Annotated in this window: 16 protein-coding genes; 9 read left to right on the top strand and 7 right to left on the bottom strand. The window is 48.0% G+C overall.

Annotation, left to right across the window (positions count from 1 at the left end):
- Positions 1-4 precede the first annotated feature (4 nt).
- Entirely contained in the window at positions 5-1,285 is a 1,281-nt protein-coding gene (locus tag J2Z65_RS31815; protein ID WP_167052674.1) for a glycoside hydrolase family 125 protein, read from the top strand.
- Between the two features lie 502 nt (positions 1,286-1,787).
- On the opposite strand, the gene J2Z65_RS31820 is transcribed toward J2Z65_RS31815, so the two are convergent.
- From J2Z65_RS31820 to J2Z65_RS31850, 7 genes are all read right to left on the bottom strand, one after another.
- The gene (locus J2Z65_RS31820; RefSeq protein WP_167052694.1) at positions 1,788-3,383 is read right to left on the bottom strand and encodes an extracellular solute-binding protein; all 1,596 of its coding nucleotides are present in this window, start codon (positions 3,381-3,383) and stop codon (positions 1,788-1,790) included.
- 531 nt (positions 3,384-3,914) lie between these two features.
- A complete protein-coding gene (locus tag J2Z65_RS31825; protein WP_167052676.1) occupies positions 3,915-5,228 on the bottom strand; it encodes a purine/pyrimidine permease in 1,314 nt (437 codons plus the stop codon).
- A gap of 237 nt (positions 5,229-5,465) precedes the next feature.
- Positions 5,466-7,034 (bottom strand): glutathione ABC transporter substrate-binding protein, encoded by a 1,569-nt coding sequence (locus J2Z65_RS31830; RefSeq protein ID WP_167052678.1) that lies wholly within the window; start codon positions 7,032-7,034, stop codon positions 5,466-5,468.
- Positions 7,035-7,175: 141 nt separating this feature from the next.
- Positions 7,176-8,732 (bottom strand): glutathione ABC transporter substrate-binding protein, encoded by a 1,557-nt coding sequence (locus J2Z65_RS31835; RefSeq protein WP_167052680.1) that lies wholly within the window; start codon positions 8,730-8,732, stop codon positions 7,176-7,178.
- Positions 8,733-9,315: 583 nt separating this feature from the next.
- Complete coding sequence (locus J2Z65_RS31840; protein ID WP_193580760.1) at positions 9,316-10,542, bottom strand: amidohydrolase family protein; 1,227 nt, start codon at positions 10,540-10,542, stop codon at positions 9,316-9,318.
- A 39-nt stretch (positions 10,543-10,581) separates the two neighbouring features.
- Positions 10,582-12,066: an amidohydrolase family protein gene (locus J2Z65_RS31845; RefSeq protein WP_167052682.1), complete on the bottom strand. Its 1,485-nt coding sequence runs from the start codon at positions 12,064-12,066 to the stop codon at positions 10,582-10,584.
- Complete coding sequence (locus J2Z65_RS31850) at positions 12,063-13,289, bottom strand: amidohydrolase (RefSeq protein WP_167052684.1); 1,227 nt, start codon at positions 13,287-13,289, stop codon at positions 12,063-12,065. Before J2Z65_RS31850 ends, J2Z65_RS31845 begins: the two co-directional genes overlap by 4 nt.
- A gap of 192 nt (positions 13,290-13,481) precedes the next feature.
- On the opposite strand from J2Z65_RS31850, the gene nikC reads away from it, so the two are divergent.
- The 8 genes from nikC (at position 13,482) to J2Z65_RS31890 (ending at position 21,217) form a co-directional block, all read left to right on the top strand.
- Positions 13,482-14,381 carry a nickel transporter permease gene (nikC, locus tag J2Z65_RS31855; protein ID WP_167052685.1) on the top strand — a complete coding sequence of 300 codons (900 nt, stop codon included), beginning with the start codon at positions 13,482-13,484 and terminating at the stop codon, positions 14,379-14,381.
- 102 nt (positions 14,382-14,483) lie between these two features.
- Positions 14,484-15,404, top strand: a complete 921-nt coding sequence (locus J2Z65_RS31860) for an ABC transporter permease (protein ID WP_167052686.1) — start codon at positions 14,484-14,486, stop codon at positions 15,402-15,404.
- Positions 15,405-15,418: 14 nt separating this feature from the next.
- Complete coding sequence (locus J2Z65_RS31865) at positions 15,419-16,450, top strand: ABC transporter ATP-binding protein (protein WP_167052687.1); 1,032 nt, start codon at positions 15,419-15,421, stop codon at positions 16,448-16,450.
- Positions 16,447-17,442: an ABC transporter ATP-binding protein gene (locus J2Z65_RS31870; RefSeq protein ID WP_167052688.1), complete on the top strand. Its 996-nt coding sequence runs from the start codon at positions 16,447-16,449 to the stop codon at positions 17,440-17,442. The genes J2Z65_RS31865 and J2Z65_RS31870 overlap by 4 nt, the downstream gene beginning before the upstream one ends.
- 90 nt (positions 17,443-17,532) lie before the next feature.
- On the top strand, positions 17,533-18,300 hold the full coding sequence (locus tag J2Z65_RS31875) for a sensor histidine kinase (RefSeq protein WP_167052689.1): 768 nt from the start codon (positions 17,533-17,535) through the stop codon (positions 18,298-18,300).
- Positions 18,300-18,998 (top strand): response regulator transcription factor, encoded by a 699-nt coding sequence (locus tag J2Z65_RS31880; RefSeq protein WP_167052690.1) that lies wholly within the window; start codon positions 18,300-18,302, stop codon positions 18,996-18,998. Before J2Z65_RS31875 ends, J2Z65_RS31880 begins: the two co-directional genes overlap by 1 nt.
- A gap of 2 nt (positions 18,999-19,000) precedes the next feature.
- Positions 19,001-20,314: a sodium:solute symporter family transporter gene (locus tag J2Z65_RS31885; protein WP_167052691.1), complete on the top strand. Its 1,314-nt coding sequence runs from the start codon at positions 19,001-19,003 to the stop codon at positions 20,312-20,314.
- A gap of 15 nt (positions 20,315-20,329) precedes the next feature.
- Positions 20,330-21,217 carry a DMT family transporter gene (locus tag J2Z65_RS31890; protein WP_167052692.1) on the top strand — a complete coding sequence of 296 codons (888 nt, stop codon included), beginning with the start codon at positions 20,330-20,332 and terminating at the stop codon, positions 21,215-21,217.
- Positions 21,218-21,321 lie beyond the last annotated feature (104 nt).

Genomic DNA, 21,321 nt, shown 5'->3' on the forward strand with positions numbered 1-21,321 from the left:
TATTATGAATTTACCGATATCCATTACCGAGTTTCTGAACCAAGCCGAACAAAAGCTCGCACACAACCCGAAGCTGCAGAAGCTGTTCAGAAACTGCTTCCCGAACACGCTGGAAACGACAACCAAGCTGCTCGACGACGGCACCACGTTCGTATTTACCGGCGATATTCCGGCCATGTGGCTGCGCGATTCCACTGAGCAGGTTCGCCATTACATCCCGTTCGCCAAGCATGACAAGGACCTGCAGCGCATCTTGGGCGGTCTGATCGCGCGTCAGATGTTCTATATCAATATCGACCCTTACACCAATGCCTTTAATGAAACCGCAAGCGACAAGCACTACCGTGACACGGACGATTGCGATCTGAACCCGTGGATGTGGGAGCGAAAGTATGAACTTGACTCTCTCTGCTTCCCGGTACAGCTTCTGTATGCTTACTGGAAGGAAACCGGGATCACCGATGTCTTCACCCCTTCCGTCTACCAGGCGCTGACCTCCATCGTGAACGTGCTGATTACCGAGCAGCATCATGACCAGAAGTCACTGTATCACTTTACGCGCCAAACAAAGCAGCATACGGAAACGCTGCAAAACAACGGGCGCGGTCTTCGGTCCAACTACACCGGCATGACCTGGTCCGGCTTCCGTCCGAGCGACGACGCCAACCTGTACGGGTACAACATTCCGGGCAACATGTTTGCCGTCGTCATCCTTGGCCACATCATCGAGATCGCAACGGATATTTACAACGATGTGCGCCTGGCTGCACGCGCCGAGAAGCTGCGCAAGGAGATCGACTTCGGCATCCAAACCTTCGGCATCGTCGACCATCCGAAATACGGGAAAATTTACGCCTACGAAACGGACGGCTATGGTAACTACTGCCTGATGGACGATGCCGGCACGCCAGGCTTGATCACGATCCCTTACATCGGCTACACCGGCATCGACGATCCGATCTACCAGAATACGCGACAGTTCGCACTTAGCTTCGATAATCCGTATTATTTCGAGGGCAAATACGCCAAAGGCATCGGCAGCCCGCATACGCCGGGCAGATATGTTTGGCATATGGCCTTGTCCGTGCAAGCGCTGACGTCCAACAATGTCGACGAGATCAAAGAGTTGATCCAGACGCTGATCGCTACGGATGCGGATACCGGCTTCATGCACGAAGGGTTCCATCCGGACGACCCTTCCAACTTCTCGAGACCTTGGTTCGCCTGGTCCAACAGTCTGTTTGCGGCCCTGATCTGCAAAGCTATGGACGAGGGACTCGTCTAATCACGAGGTGCCCGACTTAGTCTGATCATTGAACTCATCATCCAAACCAAGCTCCCTGCAAGCCTTGACCGGCGGCAGGGGGCTTTTTGGATTTGTGCCTGGATGTGCCATAGGTTTCCCACTGAGGCCGCTCAACGCCCAACTCAAGGCGCTGCAGCCTTACTCGATAATCGCGCCCCCAGCTTGGCAGGCGATCAGTCACTGGCAATCGGGCGAGAGAACTACATTCCCTTATTTGAGCGAAAAGTTGGATTTCGTGGGTTGGAGGGGAACTACAGGCTCTTATTCAACCTGCATCGTCCAAATATCTATCAAAATGGCGAAATAGCAGACCCTAGTTCCCTCTCCCTCACGCAAAGGAATCTTTTTGGCAAAACAGCGCCCTGTAGTTCCCCTGCAAACATAGAAATACTTATGCGCACCAAAAAAGCGGGTGTAAAGGCCAAATTCACCTTTACACCCGCTTCTATTTCGCTTACTTCCTCAAATGTTCAAGCATACCTTAGCTGTTTTTCCAGCGATCGTAGGCTTTTTGGTAAATCTCTTGGAAACGGTCAGAGCCCATTTTCTTCAGGGTTTGCACATATTTATCCCATCCGTCCAGTGATTCCTGTCCGGTGATAAACTTTGCTTCCATCTGTGCGACATACGTAGTGAGATCGGAACGTAATGCCGCCACTTCGGCTGATTCCGCATCGGTCAAGAACAACGCCGGGAATGGTACGCGCGCGCCACGGTCCAGAAGCTTGGTCTTGGACTCGTTTTCTACCCATTTCGCGAACTCGTCCTTCACAGGCTCATCCGGTACAACCATAGGAGAAGCTATACCGAAGTTAGGTGTAATCTTGGAGCGGTACGTTTCCCGGTCTTCTCCATTCGGTACAGGCAGATACTCAATTTGGGATTTGGAGCTGTCCGTATATTTCCACAGAATGCCCTCAGGCCCCTTGTTAAACAACATTTCGCCTTCTGTCGAGTACATGTAATCTACCCAGCGGATCGACGCTTCCGGAGAACGATTGGACTTGGAGATCGCGAAAGTGCCTGTCGAGAAGCCTTTGTTTCTAGCTATGACCGGAGCACTTAGCTTGTCGCTACGGATCGGGCTGAACATCAAGTCCTCAGTGTTAGGCTTCCCGCCATGCGACATATAGGCATGCCAATCGGAGAACAGGAGCACCTGATCGTTTTTAATCTTGGCCTTCTTCTGGTCATCCGTCTGCGAGAAGGATTCGTGATCCAGAAGGTTGTCAGCCCAGAGCTTATTCAAGTAAGTCACGTAGCCTTTATATGCCTCTTCAGCAGGTGTGTAGTGAACCTTATCTTTATCGTCCACATACAATTCTTCCTCATACGCTCCGAATGCGCCAAGAATCCACGTGCGGATATCTCTCAGCTTGATGCCTGAGGAAGACGACAACGGAATCTCATCCTTCTTGCCGTTCTTGTTCGGGTCTTCGTCTCTGGCACGCTTCAGCAGGTCGTACAACTCATCCGTCGTCTCCGGCAGTTTCGTCACATTGAGCTCCTTCAGCATCTTGCCGTTGTACCACATCGGATTGCGGTACCACGGCTGATAAGGTTCGATGCGAGGCAGAGAATAAATATGTCCGTCTGGCGCCGTGATCGACTTGCGAATATCCGGTTTATCGGCCAGCACTTTCTTGATGTTCGGTGCGTATTCATCGATCAGCTTCTCCAAAGGAATCAGGATGCCTTGACTGCCGTAGTTCTGTTCTTCAGCTTGCGTAAGCTTAGATGCAAAGAAAATGTCCGGGTAGTCGCCGCTGGCGAAGACGAGATTTTTCTTCGTATCGAAGCTGTCCCGGGGAGCATTCCGGTATTCGATCTTAATGCCCGTGAGCTTCTCCATCTCCTGCATGACCGGCATATCCTTCCAATTCTGAATCCCCATATCCGGAGCCATGATGGATAAGGTTAGGGGCTTATTTACAATCGGGAAACCTTCCTTGTTCAAGGAACTTTCCTTCGAACTTCCGCTGCTGCCTGCAGCGTTCCCGTTTTCTTTTTTACTCACACAGCCGCTTAGTACGGTTATTGTCATCATTACGGCGAGTGCTGAAGCCACGACTTTCATTTTTCTGTTCGACAATTGCCTGTCCTCCCTTATTGTTTCTATTATATCCGTCACAATTTGCGAAAGTCCTAACGATCCGGCTCTTTTTCGCTATTATGATCACGCTTGCAACATGATTTCCTGCGAGGCATCGCTGTCCCGTCGTGAAACAAGCTGCTAGCGCTTACAAACTGAAGCTTAATCTTTACGGTCTTTCTAGTAAATATGTCGTTTTTGTGCTGTCAAAGACCCTTGTTTCCCAAGTTCCCGAGCATGACGGTTTCTAAATGTCCTGGCGTGTTCCCGTTAGGCTAGCCGGCCCGAATATGTAATTTTTGAGAACCTTATCATTAGAGCAAAACATACACATTATACAATTTTAATAACAACTGATAAAGCTAGGGATAAAGACAGCAACGAATTGAGCAGGGCGATTTTGACAGTGTGCCGCCCTTGCGCTCAACCAAATACTCAGGTCGGTCTCAACGCAAAAAAATTGCCGCATCTCCAGCATTAAGGCTAGATAGCGACAATTTTATTGATAAATAGTGCTTAAGCGCAATTTGCTCCCTCATTCTTCGTCTTCCAAAGTTGTTCAAGCAGAATCACGATCATCGTGCCTACAAGCAGTCCATTGCTGAATACATATTGCAAAATAGACGGAAGTCCTTGGAATACTGTCGAGGGTAGAAACATAAGTCCAATGCCAATCAGCAATGTGATGCCCAAAATAGTCAGTCGGCGTTGATCCAGTGTTTCCCTCAGAATAGATTGAAAAGCGATTCCAATCATTTGGACAAAAGATGCCAGTAAGGCAGCAGTGGCGATTGGTCCAGGAAGTAATGCCAAAAAGTTAACAAGAAACGGAACTAATGAAATACCTGATAAAGCCAGACAAGCTACAAGGAACGGACGAACTCGGGTCTGTTCGGTTAGTCGAATAAAACCCGCGGAAACCGGTAACGGAACGACACCGACCGTTGAGAACAAAGCACATAACATATGAGAAATTCCACCGGCTACCCCACCGCGGTTCAGCGTTTCTTTCAAACTCCCCGGAGTTTCCGGCATGACTTGGCTGACGGCCGAAACCGCAGCAATCGTATTGGAGACTAAAATAAAAGTAAACAGAATCGCTGTGATCACAATTCCGGCATTAAATTGCGGAATGCCCCAAGCAAAAATTTCCGGCAGCTTGACCCAAGATCCGTTCGCGCTATGCACACCCGAGCTTTTACCCAACAAGGTATACAGCAGCCACCCGGATAAGATTCCGATCAACACCGCATAATTTTTGATCCATCCTTTGCCTCTGACAGATAGAAGAATTACGAGTATAAAGACTCCAAACGATATCGCTGCGGTTCCATAATCGGGAAGGGAGGCTTCCCCATGTAAAGCCATCATTCCTTTCATGAAAACACCGCTAAGTTGAAGCGCTAAGATCAAAAGAAAGGAACCGGTAACCAAAGGGGTGAACAGAAAGAGCAACCGATGGAAATACCCGCTCAAGCCAAGAAGGAGGAGAAGCAGGCCTGCAATAAGGAATCCCCCCTCCAAAATTTGCAGCGTTCCCTTCAGGCTCTGACCCTGTCTGACAGCTACATCAGCTAGAATCACAAACACACTGACCCATGAACCTGCAGGGCCATCCGCAATCGGATACCGGTGCCCCAACCATCCTTGGAGGAAGGAGCTCAAGCCAACGACCAAGAATGTTCTCTGCATCAACGCCGATACTTCCTCTATCGACAAGTGAAAAATGCCGCCGATCACGATCGGTAGTGCGAGAGAATTGGCAAGCAGGAAAATAAACCATTGAAATGTGCTTAAGCTGCCGTAGAACCGGCGTTTTTGTGCTTCCATTGTACCCACCTAATATAGGGATCTTTGAGTGTAGCTCAAAGTCTCTCCGCTATAGGGATCTTTGAGTGTAGCTCAAAGTCTCTCCGCTATAGGGATCTTTGAGTGTAGCTCAAAGTCTCTCCGCTATAGGGATCTTTGAGCATAGCTCAAAGTCTCTCCGCTGTAGGGATCTTTGAGTGTAGCTCAAAGTCTCTCCGCTGTAGGGATCTTTGAGTGTAGCTCAAAGTCTCTCCGCTTTTACTTTACAGTAACATCGTTTAGCATCAGATAACCAATCGGATTTAGCGAAAATCCTTTTACATTTTTGGCCGTTGCTGCAACGTGATCAATCGTTCGAATCGGAATTAACGGGCTTTCTTTCATTTCGATTTCTTGCGCTTTAGCGTAAATCGCTTTACGTTTCTCCACATCTTTCTCACGACGGCCGTCCTCGATTAGCTTGTCCACTTCCGGATTGGTATAGAAAGCCAAGTTGCCTTTGCTGCCATGGGAAGAGCTGTGAAACACATTATACTGATTATAATCCGCATCGCCGGTCGCGTTCCCCCAACCGCCGATAAACATGCTGTGTTCGCCTTTGCCGGTTATATCCAGATACGCACCGTACTCCATCACTTTAATTTCGAGGTCGATGCCAATCCCTTTCAACTGAGATTGAATGACTTCCGCCAGATTGATGCGTTCTTTTCTGTCATCTGTAACAATAGATGTTTTAAATCCATTTGGAAAGCCAGCCTCGGCAAGCAGTTCCTTCGCCTTATTGATGTTGTAATCATACTCACCCAATTTAGGATCAAAGCCTATCATCTTAGGAGAAAGAGCTGAGATAGCTTTGCTGCCCACACCGTTATAGACACCTTTGATAATGGACTCCTTTTCAATGGCATAGGAGAATGCCTGACGAACGCGCGCATCATCAAACGGTTTTTTCTTCACATTAAACCCGATGTATTCTACCCCAAGCCCTTCGGTGCGAGCCAGTGTCATGGACGTTGAATTTTGCACGCGGTTTAATTCGGTTACAGGCAATTGATCGCTGATCTGAACCTCTCCCGATTCCACCATGGCAACCCGAGTAGTATCCTCAGGTACAACTTTGTAAACAACCTTATCTACTTTCGGAATGTCTCCCCAGTAGCTATCATTTTTGACAAGGATCATCTCTTGCCCTGGCGTCCAGGACTGGAATTTGAATGGACCTGTTCCAATCGGATTTTTCGACAGCTTGTCAGCTTGTTCCGCAATAGCCTTCGGGCTAAGGATACTGCCTTCATTGCTGGCAAGAATGGACAGAATAGGGGCATACGGATAGGACAGAATGAATTGTACCGTATAGTCATCAACAGCCTTCACTTCTTTTACCATGGAGAAATTACTTGCTCTTGGCGAATTTACTTTTGGATCCAGAGCACGCTCCATGGTCTTCTTGACCGCTTCGGCCGTGAACGGCGTTCCATCGTGGAAGGTCACACCTTTGCGCAGCTTGAACTCCCAAGTTAAGTCATCTACCTGTTTCCACTCTGTCGCTAGAGCAGGCTTGTACTCCATGTTCTTATCCGTCATAAGCAGACCTTCGTAAACCTTACCAAAGATGTAATTGGCTGAAGGAATATTGGTTATAAATTGAGGATCCAGGTTGTTCGCATCCGCCTTTCTTGCGATGGTCAGTGTACCGCCTGCTTTTGAAGCTTCCGAAGCTTTCCCGTTATCTGCAGTCGAACCTGGTGAAGAAGAGCATCCGGCTAACACTGTCATACCTACAAGAGACATTGCGAGAAAACCGCCAAGAATAAGATTTCTTTTCATAGTAAACCCTCCTGTTTCAATCATGTTGATGATGCTGTTTATTTGCTTATAAGCATTATAGAGAATATTAGCCAAAGAGCCTTGCACATTCTTTACGTTTATTTACAATATCTTTACTACTTTCGTTATGCTAACCATTCATTATTTCATTGTTATATCATTAATTTCAATGTACCCTGAAGGGCTAATCCATACACCTTGCACATTTTTGGCGATGGCAGCCAAATTCTCCGAGCTGCGGTAAGGCAGCAACGCTACATCATTGATTTCGATGGCCTGCGCTTTTTCATAAATTTGTTTGCGTTTTTCGGGGTCCGCTTCTTTACGTCCACTTTCGATAAGCTGATCTACTTCTTTGTTGGCATAAAAAGAGTGGTTACCGGGAACACCATGAGAACTGCTGTGGAACAAGTTGTACTGGTTGTAATCCGCATCGCCTGTCGCATTCCCCCAGCCACTGATGAACATTTCCGTCTGCGCCTTGGAAGCTGCATCGATGTAAGCCCCAAACTCCATGACTTTCACTTGGAGATCGATTCCAATCCCTTTTAACTGCGATTGAAGAACTTCCGCCACATTAATACGGGCTTTATTATCGTTCAAATATACGGTAGCCTTTAATCCGTTCGGATAACCGGCTTCTGCGAGCAATTGCTTCGCTTTGTTCAAATCATAGGCAAATCCTTTTATATTTGGACTATATCCGATAACTTTTGGACCCAGACTCGAATTGGCTACTTTGCCGACGTTGTTATATACCCCCTTAATGATCGCTTCTTTATCTATCGCGTAAGCAACAGCCTGGCGTACACGGACATCGTCAAACGGCTTTTTACTCGTATTGAAGCCAATGTGATCCACGGCAAAGGCATCAAATCGGCCAAGAGTCATCGTTGCGGAAGATTTGACGCGTTCGATTTCGGTAACCGGCAGCTGCTCGGCAACCTGTGCTTCTCCGGTTTCAATCATGGCAACGCGAGTCGTATCCTCAGGAACTGTTTTAAAAATGACTTTATTAAACTTTGGTTGATCTCCCCAATAATTTTCATTTTTCACCATGACAATTTCTTGACCGGGGGTCCACGATTCGAATCGGAACGGCCCTGTGCCTGTAGGATGTTTCGTTAATTCTTTTCCATACTGTTCAATGGCCTTAGGACTCAGTATACTGCCTTCCGCACTTGCCAAAATAGAAAGAAGCGGTGCAAACGGATACTCAAGAATGAACTGAACCGTGTATTCGTCCACCGCTTTAACTTCTTTGATCATCGAAAAAAGATTCGCTTTCGGCGTAGGTTCCTTCTTATCCAATACGCGTGCAATTGTTTTGCGAACCGCTTCTGCGTTGAATGGCGTTCCGTCATGGAAAGCCGCGCCTTTGCGGAGTTTAAATTCCCATGTAAGATCATTTAATTGTTTCCATTCGGTGGCAAGTAAAGGCTTGTACTCACTGTTCTTATCCAATTGAACGAGACCTTCATAAATCTTATGCTGAATCACGGCCATAGAGTTGATCTGTGTGCTGAAATGCGGATCAAGGTTGTTCGCATCGCTCAATCGCGCAACGACTAGCGTGCCGGTGTTCTTCTGTGCTGTCGGGGTTGTTTCTTTGTTGCCGTCACTCACTTCTTTAGCGGAAGTACAACCAGCCAGTGCTAAAGTTAAAATTAAGAAAGCGCTAACAATTTTTCGGTTCATACAAAGTCCCCTTTATGAATGAATTATCTTCATATTTAGATAATAAATAATTTTCAGATTTTTTATTTTCACAATCTTTACTTGTATTTATATAATCTTTACTACTTTTCATTGAACAAATAAGGATAACCGACTTCGTCATCCTTTTAGGACGAGCGCGTTTGTCAAGGTAGATGCGAAGCAAAAGTATAAAACTTATACTGAGAAAGACCGCCGTGGAAATTCCAACCGGAACTTTTGCTTGTAAACCTCCTGCATAGGCATAAGGGTGGATGAATAGTCATGCTACATCCGCTTATCCCAAACTGGGATACCCGCCCCGCCCATGCTAATGGAACATATATTCCCTTATTTAAGCGAAAAGTGGAATTTCGTGGGTTGGAGGGGAACTACAGGCTCTTATTCAACCTCCATTGTCTAAATATCTGTCAAAATGGCGAAATAGCGGACCCTAGTTCCCCCTACCTCGCTCGCAGAGCTGTTTGCGGCAAAATAGCGCCCTGTAGTTCCCCTACAGACATAGAAATTCTGTTAAAAAAAGGCATAGCCCCCTCCCGGACAGGAGAAAACTATGCCTATCTCGCTACAAGGAACCGGAAACGACAGTCCCGCGATACAGCACCGCTTGACGCTCGGCTCTTCGCGCTACCGCTTCTGCCGAACAACTGGCATGAACGAGCACCGCGCTTGCTTCATCGCCAACTGCCGGCCAGACGCGCACGCCTTCCGCGGAAAGCGGAAGCTTGCCGCCTGTAATAAAGCCAAGTGCCTCCGAAAGCGAGCGCTCGTCACTCCAGCGGAATCGCTCCGCCAGACGGCCGACTCTTTCCAAACTGTCTCCTTGGCCGAATGGGGACCAGTGATCGGTGATGCTATCGTCACCTAGTGAGACGGATACTCCTTTTTGCTTCAGAAGCGGAATCGGTATCGTCGCCCGGTTAATCGGCACGGTGGAGGTGATCGCAATGCCCAGCTGAGCAAACAACTCAGCCACTTCGCTCTGCAACTCTACCGGAACATCTGCCAGACCCAGGGCGTGGCTGACGGTTACTCGCCCTTGCCAACCCGCTTCCTCGGTTAGTGCAGCAAGTCTTTTGAAGGTGAATATCCCTAAGTGACCGGGATCATGAATGTGGACATCAACGTCAGCATCAGCCTCTACAGCTAGCTCCATAATCGTGTTCAATGATTTCTCGATGTTCTGATCGACTGTGGCCGGATCTACGCCACCCATGGACGTCACTCCCATTCGCAGCGCCTCCCGGGCCATTTCTACAACGTTGCTGCGCAGCAGCCCGTGCTGCGGGAAAGCTACGATTTCGCCAGACAGCTTGCCTGAATAAGTTTCAAAAGCTTGCAGAGTAGCTTCAAGATTTTTCAAGCCGATATAGGGATCAATGTTGCAATGGCTTCGGACATGGGTCGTGCCGTTCTTCTGCAACAGCCCAAGCATCGCTTCCGCCCGCTCCCTGGCCGTCGGCAGCAGCTGAGTAAGCAGTGTCTCTTCTTCCTTTAAACGAGTAAAAATATTCACCGGCGGTGAGCAAGCTTTCCATGGCCCTCCGTAATACGTTTTATCGATGTGAATATGCATATCGCGGAACGCCGGAAGCAGAAGCAGGTTCTTAGCATCCTGCTTAGGCAGATCGCTGTCTAAAGTTGTGTCTGCAGAAACAATTTGTGTAATCTTCCCATTCTCAATGAGGAGATGGCAGATCTCCGTCTCCGTTCCAGCGATTCTTCCATTCTCATAGCGATAGCCACTCTCCAAACAGACGTTAGTTAGCCAATAAGTCGATGTCATACTCATGTTGGTTACACCCTTTCTCCCTGCCAAATTTGCAATCTCTTACAGCAACTCAGGATCAAAACGTTTCTCATCCACATAAGCCCTGGCATGACCCCAGAAATATTTGGTCGGTTCCATATACTTCTGCAGCCCGGCACGATCAATCGTCCGCTTTGCTTCTTCATTCGCTTCATCCAGCGCCGTAAGCTCGTCAACCGTGAGCACTTTGCGGTCTTCCATCACGATTTTCCCATTCACAATAACGTTGTCTACGTCGCTCGCCACTGCCTGATGGACCAACCGGTGCACATACATATATTCTGGCGTCAAATGTGGCTGGCGCATGTTGACCGTAATCACATCCGCTTTTTTGCCCGCTTCCAACGAGCCTAGTTCATCATCCCAACCTACACAGCGGGCTGCATCGATCGTGACCATCTCCAGCAGCTTGCCGGCCGGCAAATAGTAATAATCCTTGAGCGCTGCCTGATGGATCATCTGCGTCTTGCGCATCGCTTGAAACATATCAAAACTAGCCGCCGGGGAGGTACCGTCCGTGGAAATCGCCACAGTTGCGCCCATTTCCATCAGTTCCGTTATTGGCGTCCGCGCATTGACTTGTCCAAACCCTGGAGCAGAGCTAACATTGGTTCCTGTTTCAGCCAAAATTCGCGCTTCGTCAAACGAAATGCCACGGCAATGCTGCAAATGCACATCTGGCCCAAGCAGAGCGTTTTCTTTATCTTGAATCGCCAGATGAATCATGCCTCCAAAAGCGTCCGAATGAATCCGCGTGTTGTATTTTCGGGCGATCTCGCGAATCTTTTTCGCTTGATAACGATCATGATCGGTTAAGCCGTACAATTGGTCCGGCGGAGTCGGGGCTGAAGGATTTACGGAAGTAACGATAACGAAAGGTGTGATAAAAGCACGAATGTGGTCGTCATGTGCATGATGGAGCGCTTCAATTACCGACTCGGCACCATGCAGCACCTCTTCGTAAGTCACTTCTCTGGTTACCCGTTTCCCATCCACCCAGCGGCTGAACGAATGCGGCCATGGCGGATTGCAAGGACCCGTGCAGACAATTTCTCGTATGCCAACTTCGGAGTAAGCTTTGGCATGATTTAGCGCAAAGATAGGATCATCGGAACGAGGCATGGAGCCAAGCACACAGGCGCCTGTCGTGATCCCTGCCTTTAAGCGTTCAAGCGCATTCAGCTTACCTTCGTAATACCAAAACTCATCCGTTACAAAGTGCTTATACGTATGCGTCATGATCGGCATCCAGAAACTGATGTTGTCCATGGCGATCGTTTTGAACATAGAGTGACCGCCGTGACCATGAACGTCAATCAAGCCAGGCAACACGCAGTGATGATTGCAATCTATCGTTTTCTTCGCCTCATACTTCGCCAGCAATTGCTCGGTGTCTGCAACTTCCAGAATTCTCCCATCGTGGATCGCGACAGCTCCATTCTCGAGGATGCGCCGTTCTTGATCCATGGTAATCACGACGCCATGAACGAGTAATAAATCGATCATCGCCCAAGTCCTCCCGCCACCAATCTCCCTCGATAGAAGACAGCCTTGCGTTCAGCTCGTCTCGCGACTGCCTCCGCAGATGAGCTCGCTTCCACAAGCACCACGCTCGCTTCATCGCCAACCATTGGCCATGCGCGGTTGCCATCTCTATCCAGCGTTGTCTTACCTCCCGTAATGAAACCAAGCGATTGTGACAAGGAGTACTCGTCAATCCAGCGGAAGCGTTCCGCTAAACGGCCTGCTCGTTCCAGGATGTCCCCGTTACCGAAAGGCTGCCAAGTATCAAAGATATTATCGCAGCCCGCAGCAACAGCCACCCCTTTCTCATGCAAAAGCGGAACTGGCGGCAGCGTTCTGCTGTGGGGCGCGCTTGTAATGATGGTAATGCCTGCCTCAGCTAAAATGGCGGACAATTCTGCCGCCTCTCCGGCGGGCACTTCGCCCAGACCGAACGCGTGGCTGATCGCCACTCTTCCTTGCAAGCCCGCTTCCATCGTAAGCGCTGCCAAGCGTCTCATTGTAAAAGTCCCCAAATAATCCGGATCATGCAGATGTAAATCGACGCCCGCATTAGCCTCAACGGCCAGCTCCATCATCTGTTGTAAAGATGCTTCGATATCCCCGTCTACCGTTGCGGGATCAACGCCGCCGATCAGCGTAGCGCCTTCACGAAGGGCTGCTCTAACCAGCTCTTTGGACTTGGATCGCAGCAATCCATGCTGCGGGAAAGCTACAATCTCGTAAGAGAGCTTCCCTTCATATTGGTCTAACGCCATCTGGACAGCTTCCAAGTTATGCAGCCCTGCGTCAGGATAAATATCCACATGCGTCCGCACCTCAGTCGAACCTGCACTTAATAGCGTAGCCAGCAAGTTTTCTGCTCTCTCCTTGGTCGAAGTCGGCAGTGTCGGGAGTATCCTTTTTTCCAATTCGCAGCGTTCCACGATATTGGCTACGGGAATGACTGCCCGCCACGTTTCTCCAATCAACGTCTTATCCAAATGAACATGTTTCTCAATAAATGATGGCAGCAAAAGCAGGTTCTTTCCGTCTTGCTTCGGAAGATCCGTTTCTAGCGGTTTATCAGCTGTAACGATTTCACTAATGACACCGCCCTCTATACGTAGATGACAGATTTCAGTCTCTGTTCCGGAGATCACGCCATTTTCATACAAGTAGCTGCTCTCCAGACGAACATTGGTTAACCAATAAGATGAACTCACGAATTGCTCACCCTTCCTTCCTTTTCCAAAAATTCGGTGTGATTTGCTCGTACTCCCTCAATTATAAAGAATATTCTGTGTTTTATTTTCACAATCTTTACTTCTATTTAAGGTATCTTTACGAGTTGCCCAAAGCTTATTTACTTCGCCCTTTTTTCTGATAACTTTAACTTAACAAAGGAGGTTTGCTAGATGAATGTTGATTATGCTGAACAAAAGCAAGCGCTACCAAGACAGGTTCTCTCGGATCGTCCAGGCAAGTGGAGAACATTTTATTCAAAGCTACGGAGAAACAAATTAGCGATGGTGGGCGGGTACGTTATTCTTTTCTACATCCTTGTCGCGATCTTTGCTCCGCTTCTGGCACCACACGATCCCTATCATATTGAATTAGCGAACAAACTAAAACCTCCCTCAGCTGAACATTGGATGGGGACGGACGATAAGGGTCGCGACGTGTTAAGCCGGTTAATCATCGGGACACGCCTCTCACTTTCTGTAGGATTTGTCGCCGTATTTATCGGAGCTTTCTTCGGGATCGTTCTCGGGTTGTTTGCCGGTTATTACGGGAAATGGGTGGATACGATCATTATGCGTGTAATCGACGTACTGCTTGCTTTTCCGGGCATACTGCTCGCACTCGCCATCGTAAGCGCCTTAGGTCCCAGTTTAATCAACGTGATGATTGCCATTGGCGTATTTTCCATTCCGATGTTCGCTCGGATCGTCCGCGGTTCGACCTTATCGGTCAAAAAGTTGGAATACATCGACGCGATTCGCTCTTTGGGAGCCAGCGATCTACGGATTATATTCGTGCACATTTTCCCGAACATCCTGTCCCCGATTATCGTTCAAGCCACACTAAGGCTCGCAACAGCCATTCTCTCTGCCGCAGGGTTGTCCTTCTTAGGACTTGGCGCTCAACCGCCTTTGCCTGAGTGGGGTGCCATGCTGAGCAACGGACGCGACTTTTTATTCACAGTACCTTATCTGGCTTTATTTCCGGGACTTGCCATCTCGACATTAGTTATCGGATTTAACGTATTTGGAGACGGGCTCAGAGACGCATTGGATCCAAGAATGAAACATTAAGCTCTAAGCGTATGCTTTCGAAGCCAGTTTTCCTAAAGGAAAACTTTAAGCGTATGCTTTCGAAGATAGTTTTCCTTTAGGAAAACTCTAAGGGGGATATCCATGTTCGTATACATCATTCGCCGGTTACTTCAGATGATCCCGGTACTGTTAGGCGTCATTCTGGTCGTATTCTTGATTATGCAGCTCGTGCCTGGCGATCCGGCCGTTCTGCTCGCAGGAGAAGGCGCTTCCGCTGAGACGGTTGAACGCATTCGTCATCAATTGGGCTTAGATCAGCCTTTGTTTATTCAATATTTCCAGTACGTCATCGACGTGGTCCGAGGAGACTTTGGGATATCGCTTCGCTCCAATCTGCCTGTTTTTAACGAAATCATGATTCGCTTACCGATCACGATCGAGCTTGCTGTAGCCAGTATATTCATCACCATTGTTTTCGGGATGCTTGCCGGAATCGTATCCGCTACGAAGCAATATACGGCATCGGATATCACGATCATGATTATCGCGCTGCTCGGTGTATCCTTGCCCAGCTTCTGTCTCGGGCTCTCGCTCATTTACTTTTTCTCCGTGAAATTGCACCTCTTTCCTGTCGCGGGCTGGGGAACATGGAAACATGTTGTGCTCCCGGCAATCACATTAGGAGCTTCAGGTGCTGCCATTGTCGCTAGGATGACGCGCTCCACGATGCTGGATGTCATTCGCCAAGATTATATTCGAACAGCGAAAGCTAAAGGATTGAAACTACGAGTTATCATTTATAAGCATGCCCTCAAGAATGCACTCATTCCTGTCATTACCGTGGTGGGACTACAGTTCGGCGTATTGCTCGGCGGTACGGTATTAGTAGAATCTGTCTTTGCCATTAACGGACTTGGACGGCTGATTGTAGATGCCATTCGCATGCGTGACTTGCCTATGGTACAGGGTGGCGTACTGGTCGCCTCCATCATTTTCGTCATAGTTAACCTTGCGGTCGACGTGCTGTATCGTAACTTCAACAAACGGATTGAGCTGGATTAAAAGGAGGGAACGAGATGCTTAAACAACAAGAAAAGGTTCTGGAAGTAAGCAATCTTCAGACACACTTCTTTACCAATGAAGGCGTAAGCAGAGCTGTTGACGGCATTGATTTTACGCTCCATAAAGGGGAAACGCTCGGACTTGTAGGCGAATCGGGCTGCGGGAAAAGCATTACATCGCTTTCCATCCTCAGGTTGATCGCAAGTCCGCCAGGGCGAATCCTTAACGGGGAAATCCTTTTCAAAGGACAAGACTTATTGAAAAAAACGGATAAAGAAATGGGTGCCATCCGCGGCAACGAAATCTCGATGATTTTCCAAGAGCCCATGACTTCTTTAAATCCCGTCTACTCGGTTGGGGAACAAATCGCGGAAGTGTTTCGCCATCACCAAAAGCTTGGGAGAAAGGAAGCCTGGGAGAAAGCAGTCGACATGCTGCGTCTGGTTGGTATCCCCTCCCCGGAGAAACGCGCCAAGCAAGAGCCTTATGAACTTAGCGGAGGCATGCGGCAGCGGGTGATGATTGCCATGGCGATGGCTTGTAACCCGGAGATTCTGATTGCCGACGAGCCGACAACAGCTCTTGATGTAACTATTCAAGCGCAAATTCTGGATTTGATGAAGCTGCTGCAGAAGCAAATGGGCATGAGTATCATTATGATCACCCACGATCTGGGGGTCGTTTCTGAAACGTGCGATCGCGTAGCCGTGATGTATGCCGGCAAGATTGTGGAATATACTGCCGCTAGCGAGCTATTTGCCAATCCGAAACATCCCTACACCATCGGATTACTTAACTCTCTGCCTCGTGCAGACCAAGACCAAGAAGAACTGCAAGCGATCAAAGGAAGTGTCCCAAGTCCCTACAACATGCCTGCGGGATGCCGTTTTGCTCCTCGTTGTCCTCACGCCAGAGAATTATGTCAGACAACTATGCCGGAGCTAACCGATGTCGGAAATGGCAGTCAGGTTCGCTGCTGGATGTATACACCAGAGTGGGACGCACAGCTTGATGCGCGTAGGAAAGCGGGGGATTCCATCCAATGACAATACCTGTAGAGCGTGGCAAGGAGAAGAACGTTTTAGTTGAAATCAACGATTTGAAACAATACTTTCCGATCAAAGGCGGCATCTTAGGGCGCACTGTGAACCATGTAAAAGCTGTAGACAACATCAGCTTTAAAATTTATGAAGGCGAAACGCTCAGCATTGTAGGTGAATCAGGTTGTGGCAAATCAACCACAGGACGAGCCCTATTACGTCTGGATGAACCGACCGGAGGAGATATCCACTTTCAGGATAAAGATGTACTTGGCCTGAATAAGCGTGAGCTAAGGAAGCTGCGCAAAGACATGCAGGTTATCTTCCAAGATCCTTTTGCATCGCTGAATCCTAGGCAAACCGTCCGCCAAATTCTCGGCGAAGCGTTGGCCATTCAAGATGTCATTCCGAAGGAAAAGCGGACAGATCGTATAAAGGAACTGCTCGACAACGTCGGGTTACGTTCTGACCATATCGACCGATACCCGCATGAATTCAGCGGCGGTCAGCGCCAGCGTATCGGCATCGCACGCGCGTTAGCTGTGGAGCCGAAGCTTATTATATGCGATGAAGCCGTTTCCGCCTTGGATGTGTCCATCCAAGCGCAGGTGCTGAACCTATTGAAGCAGCTGCAGCACCAATACAAGCTGACTTATTTGTTTATCTCTCATGATTTAGGCGTGGTACGGCACATCTCCGATCGGGTGATGGTCATGTATCTAGGTAAAATCGTAGAAATTGCGGACAAGAAGTCGCTTTTCGATAATCCGCAGCACCCTTATACCAAGGCTCTCCTTTCCGCCATTCCTGTACCCAATCAGAAGGAAAAGAAAGAGCGCATCCTGTTGACCGGCGATGTTCCCTCTCCCATCAATCCGCCTCAAGGATGCCGATTTAATACGCGCTGCCCGTTTGTCGTCGAAACGTGCAGATCAAAGGAGCCTGAGCTGCGCTTTACCGGTGAAGGACATCAAGTAGCTTGCCACTTGGTTCCTTAAGGTAATTATTGACTTCATTCGCTTTATCCTGACGAATAATTTAAACTGGTAGAGAAACCATATATTAAAACCGTATGCAGAAGGGATCTCATGCTTAGCTTTGAGGGTTTTACCTTACTCATTTTACTGTTTATTTTAGCTCCAATTATTGGGGCTATTACTTTATTATTTTTGTTTGTCTTTGAGAAACGCATTGATCTCCTGGAAAACAAAACGAAGAAGATGGAATTGGAAAAAGAGCTCCAGCAATCGCTTTACAACCAATTAAATCAGCAAATCCAGCCCCATTTCTTATTCAATTCGTTGAACGTGATTCTAACCTTGGCGCGCTTGGAACGTACGGAAGAATTGGTCAGAGCCCTTGAGGTCTTCTCCCAATTCCTTAAGTTTAAGTACAAAACCACCGAACCCGTGATTCCTCTTCGTGAGGAAATTCGTTATACGGAGTACTACATCGAGATTCAAAAGCTGCGTTTCGGTACTCGCCTTACGGTTACACTAACGTGCGCTGAAGAACTCCAGGCGGCCTATATCCCGCCTTTTGTTTTGCAAACCATTGTTGAGAATGCGTTTAAGCACGGGCTGGAACGGAAAGTTGGAGCCGTGAATCTTGATATCCGTTTTTCCCTCGAGCAAGAGACGGCAACCCTTCTGGTCTTCGATAATGGCACGATGGAGCAAGAGGAATCTGCCATGGAAGGGAAGAGCGGACATGGCTTGGACAACATTAGACGCCGTCTGCATCTATACTTTACCGATCGGGCTAGCTTACAGATTCAATCGATCCCGGAGACAGGTACCAAGGTGCAAGTCAAATGGCCTTTCATCATAGAACCTAACTTAAAAGAGGTGACCTAATGAATGTATTACTCGTGGATGACGAGCCTCTTGAGCTGGAACAGCTTGAATATCTGATTCACCCGCTTTTTCCTTTTTGGAACTTGTACAAAGCATCCGATAGCTGCCAAGCTACCGCCATTAGCCAAAAGGTAAAGATTCATCTTGCCTTTCTTGATATCAATTTACCAGGCAAATCAGGACTGGAGCTTGGCGAAGAGCTGCGTCAACATAATCAAGATATTGAGATCATTATCGTCACCGCCTACCAAAACTTCCATTATGCCAAACAGTCGATCCGTCTTGGTGTGGTCGATTACATGACGAAGCCGGTCATCCAAAGCGAACTGGTTGATATTCTGAGCAAATACCGCAACAAGATGCCGCAGTCCAAGTACTCTCATGTTATTCATGACGCGCTGACCATCATCCATGAAAAATATGCAGAAAAACTCGCGCTTGCCGACCTTGCCGCTGAGGTGCACATTAACCCAACCTATTTAAGTCGCCGCTTTCATGACGAAGTTGGTGTGTCATTCTCCGAATACTTGATGCAGTACCGCATCCAGATTTCCAAAAAGTATCTCGTGTCCCATCCCGATTGGAGTATTTCTACCGTATCAGAGAAAAGCGGCTTTAACAGCCAACATTACTTTTGCACCATTTTCCGCAAAAGCACCAGCCAAACACCTAAAGAATATCGCGAGAAGGAGAAATAACCTTGCTTTACCAATCATTTCGTGAATATGCGCAGGGAGCAGCCAAGATTGGCATAGGCCTGGGAGTCATATCGATCTTGGCCAGATGGGTAACAGGCATTACCATCTTTGCCTCCCCCGAAGCGCTGGTCAAATATGGCATCTTTGGCGGAATTGGCTATGCGTTGATGGGAGCTATCGCGCTGATGGCTTTTGGCTGGCTTGGAAAAAGGGTGCGTAAAGAGTACGGTGACGGCTTGACGATCGGGGATTTTTTTCAATTTAAGCTGCACCGTCTCGGCTATTGGATGATGATTGCTATCCTGCTTATCACCAGTATAGAGGGCTTATTTATGCAGGGAATGGCAGCTGGCGTGCTTGCCAACATTTTAGTCGGTATCCCGATTTCTATCGGAATGCTTTGTTTCTTCTTGTTTTGCGTCGTCTTTGTCGGCTTTGGCGGGATTGTCCTTATTCAGCGCTTGGCCTTCGTTCAAGTCATCCTTATGTTTGCTGCAGCCATCCTCATCCCTCTTTATTTTTTCATTGCTAAAGGGGTTGAAAATGTTTATCAAGGAATTCGCCTCTATCATCCTTATTTGCTCGTACTAAACAATCACGAAGGATTGTTTTTTATGTGTACAGGCCTATTAATTGGCTTCGGGCAAATTTTCGTCGACCAAGCAACGTGGCAGCGTCTGTACATGCTAGAAGGCAAAAAAATCGTGCCCACCTTTCTGCTTTCCGGACTCATCTGGGCAACCGTTCCGCTAGCTTTTTCTTCGCTGATTATGGTCGTTATATTTACAGGAAGTTTTAATAACATTTACTCGCTCTTATTCGATCTTATCCGTAAGATTGACACGATTTTCCTGTTGGTTTTGTTCGTCCTCTGTTCATTCGGTGCAGTTACCTCCGCTTTCGGGGCAGGGCTGCATTCCATGATCAGTCTCATCGCGGGCAACGTCTATCCACTCTTGAAGCCTGACGCCAATGAAAGACAGAAGATGCGTATGGGATACATGCTCGCGATTGCGATCGGCGTTCTGTCGATTGCGCTTACCTTTTTTTTCACACCTACACTTCTGGAGCTGCTCTTTTTCTTTGGTATTATTTACGCGGCACTCATTGTCCCTCTCCTCTTCATCGTTTTTAGCAAAGGAAAAGTGGACAATTTCATTCCTCTTTGCGCGTTGATCGGACTAATCGCGGGATATACAAGTCGATACAAGTTAGGGAACTTAGATGCCGTCTGGGTTAGTATGATGGTGTCAAGCCTACTCGTCATTGTGTATTGGGGCCGTAAATTTATTAAGAAACAACTGGGAAATCATTGAGAGGAATCCACTTCTATGCTTCGTTCCTACTTATTATTAATTTTTTGCGTTACCGTTTGGGGGAGCAACTTTGTCTTTGGCAACATGCTTGCCAAACAATTTTCCCCCTTGTTTCTAGCTATGGCTCGCTTGTTGTTCATATCCTTGTTTCTACTCTGTTATACACGGGTTCGACACCGCTTCGTTCCCGTTGGCAAACAAGAGTGGAAGCTGCTTATCTTACTTGGCCTGATTGGCGTTTTTATTAACCAGTGGTCATTTTATCAAGGCTTACAAACGGCCGACCCGACCACCTCGGCGCTTATTCTAGCGTTAACTCCCATTACGACAGCCCTTTTAGCAGCCTTATTTTTAAAAGAAGCTTTAACGGTAACGATGCTAGCTGGCTCGCTTGTGGCAATCTCGGGTGTGTTTCTTGTCGTTTTTAATGGTGCCAGACTGGCATTTACTATAGGTCACCTCTGGATCTTTATCACAATGATTACATTTGCCATCTCCATTGTATTAGTGCGTCTGCTGGCTCGCAGGCTGCCCCCCATTATTACTACGCTTTATTCGACCTTGGTCGGGTTCGGCACGATGGTGCCGGTCGTACTGGCGGGTGGGACAGGCTGGAACATCAGTCATGAAGCCTGGGCATGGGCTTTGTTAATTATTACCGCTATTCTGATGCACGGAATAGTTACGCTCATTTGGAACAGCCAACTGCAAAAGGTTGGTGCGGCAAAGGCAGCGATGTTCTCGAACCTGGAACCGTTTGTCGCGATGATTGTTGGATATGTGATACTCGGCCAGCTCGTTACCTCGCAGCAAATGATTGGTTCCTTATTCATCGTTGGCGGCGTTACCCTGGCATCCTTAACTCTTTCCAAAAGGAAATCACAGAGGGTACTATCCCAGTGAACGTTGTTAATCGAGTAAGAGGGGGCGGCTAGCCCCCGTCTTCTCACACCACCGTACATGCGGGTCCGCATACGGCGGTTCCTAAAGGTTAACAAAGCTCCAAA

It is taken from the genome of Paenibacillus aceris, from assembly GCF_017874035.1.
Lineage (GTDB): Bacteria > Bacillota > Bacilli > Paenibacillales > NBRC-103111 > Paenibacillus_E > Paenibacillus_E aceris.